Source organism: Delftia sp. ZNC0008 (assembly GCF_000799035.1).
GTDB classification, from domain to species: Bacteria; Pseudomonadota; Gammaproteobacteria; order Burkholderiales; family Burkholderiaceae_C; genus Comamonas; species Comamonas tsuruhatensis.
The window spans coordinates 1-2,126 of the sequence record NZ_JTKZ01000845.1 but is presented as its reverse complement, the minus strand read 5'-3'; the positions used below and the strand labels follow the sequence as shown (position 1 = coordinate 2,126).

The 2,126-nt window shown below is 71.5% G+C and carries 2 protein-coding genes; one reads left to right on the top strand and one right to left on the bottom strand.

Annotation, left to right across the window (positions count from 1 at the left end; translation table 11 throughout):
- Positions 1-370: siderophore-interacting protein (locus L995_RS27115; RefSeq protein WP_197065195.1), on the top strand; the 370-nt coding region annotated here is incomplete at its 5' end.
- A gap of 45 nt (positions 371-415) precedes the next feature.
- Here L995_RS27115 and L995_RS27110 read toward each other — a convergent pair.
- The gene (locus L995_RS27110; protein ID WP_047474455.1) at positions 416-1,936 is read right to left on the bottom strand and encodes a class I adenylate-forming enzyme family protein; all 1,521 of its coding nucleotides are present in this window, start codon (positions 1,934-1,936) and stop codon (positions 416-418) included.
- Positions 1,937-2,126 lie beyond the last annotated feature (190 nt).

The following is a 2,126-nucleotide window of genomic DNA, read 5'->3' as shown; positions in this document are numbered from 1 at the left end:
GGCCATGCTGCGCATTGCGGCCGCCCTGCCCGCGCACACGCGCGGCCATGTCTTCGCCGAAGTCCAGGGCCCGCAGGACGAGCAGCCCGTGCAGGCGCCCGCAGGCCTGCAATGGCACTGGCTGCACCGCGGCGCTGCCGAGGCCGGGACCACCACGCTGCTGATCGACGCGCTGCGCGCCGTGCGCTGGCCGGATGCGTTGGCCGGTCATCCCGCCAGCCGCTTCGTCTGGGCCGCTGGCGAGTTCGACACCGCCCAGGCCGTGCGCCAGTGGGCGCGCGAGGAGCGCGGGCTGGAAAAGCACGAGCAGCTGGTCGTGGCCTACTGGCGGCGGGGCATGAGCGAGTCGGATTTCAAGGCCGCGAAGTAGGCCGCCAAGTAGGCCGCGAAGCAGGCCACGCAGGGGGCCGGCGCCTCAGGGGGCGCTGCGCTCCTGACGCAGCAGGAATTTCTGCAGCTTGCCTGTGGGCGTGCGCGGCAGGCTGGCCGCAAAGACGAATTCACGCGGGATCTTGTAGCGTGCCAGCCTGTCGGCCAGGAATTGCTGCAGCGCCTCGGTACCGGGCGCGGTCTCGCCGCGCAGCACCACATGGGCGATGACGGTCTCGCCCCATTCGGGGTGGGGCCGGCCCACGACGGCGACGTCGGCGACCTGGGGATGGGCCGAGATCGCATCCTCCACCTCCTTGGAATAAACGTTCTCGCCCCCTGTGATGACCATGTCCTTGGTCCGGTCCACGATGAAGAGATAGCCCGCGTCGTCCAGGCGCGCAAGATCGCCCGTGCGGTACCAGCCGCCCGGTGCGAAGGCGGCAGCCGTGGCCTGGGCGTCGTGCAGATAGCCGTCCATCACGCTGCCGGTGCGCAGCCAGATCTCGCCGGTGTCGCCGGGGCCGGCATCCTCGCCGTCGTCGCGCACCACGCGCATGTCCACGCCGGGCAGGGCCACGCGGCCGATGGAGCCTGCGCGCTCCACCTGCTCCTCGGGGTATAGCGTGGTGCCCGTGGGCCCGGTCTCGGTCATGCCGTAGACCTGGTAGAAGCGGTCGCTGCGGTAGGCCGTGGCCAGCTTGCGCGCCATGTCGGCGCCTATGGGGCCGCCGCCGTAGACCCAGGCGCGCACGCTGCTCAGGTCGTAGCGGGCAAAGTCGGGCAGCATCTGCAGCGGCGCGAAGTAGGAGACCGGCGCGCCGAAGTACAGCGTCACGCCCTCGTCCTGCACGGCCTGCAGGAAATGCTGCGGGTGGTACTCGCGCAGCAGCACCACGGTGCCGCCCATGTACAGCGTGCCGCCAAACCAGTTGTTGAGCGGCGAGGAATGCCAGATGGGCATGGCCATCAGCGTGCGTTCCTCGCGCGTGATGGACAGGCCCAGCGCGGCCGTGATCGCCGCCAGCGTGACGGCGCGGTGGCTCAGCAGGCAGCCCTTGGGCCGGCCCGTGGTGCCGGAGGTGTAGAGCACCTGGGCGATGTCGCCATCGGCGGGCCGCGCGCCTTCCATGGGCCTGGCGGCCACCACCAGCGTGTCCCAGTCCTGGACACCCGGGACGGCCTCTTGCGCCTCGGTCACAAGTCGGGCGCAGGGGTGCTGCGCGGCGGCGACCACGGGCGCGAGTGCGGCGTCAAACACCAGGGCCTTGCACTGCGCGTGGCCGAGGATGTACTGCAGCTCGGGCGCCTGCAGCTTGTGGTTGACGGGCACCAGCGCGGCGCCCAGGCGCCAGGCGCCGAACAGGGCTTCGACAAACCCCGGCGTGTTCAGGCACATCAGGGCCACGGTGTCGCCCCGGCCCACGCCCTGGGCCTGGAGGACGGCGGCAGCGCGCTGCGAGCGCCGCTGCATGTCGGCATAGCTGATGGAGGCGCCGCGGTCGCGCAGAAAGGCCTTGGCGGGCGTCTTGCGCACGGCGCTGTCGAAGGCGTCGAGCAGGTTCATGTCTTGTCTCCTTGTGCTTTGTTGTGTGGTGGGCCGGTGGCCGCTTCAGGCGGGCAGCGCGCGCTGCAGGATGGCGGCGATGTCCAGGCCTGCCGGGTCGAAGGCGCCCGCCACCATGGCGCCCTGCTGCGCCCCCAGGCGCGTGGCGATGAAGCCGTCGGCCATGGCGGGCGGCGCATGGCGGCGCAGC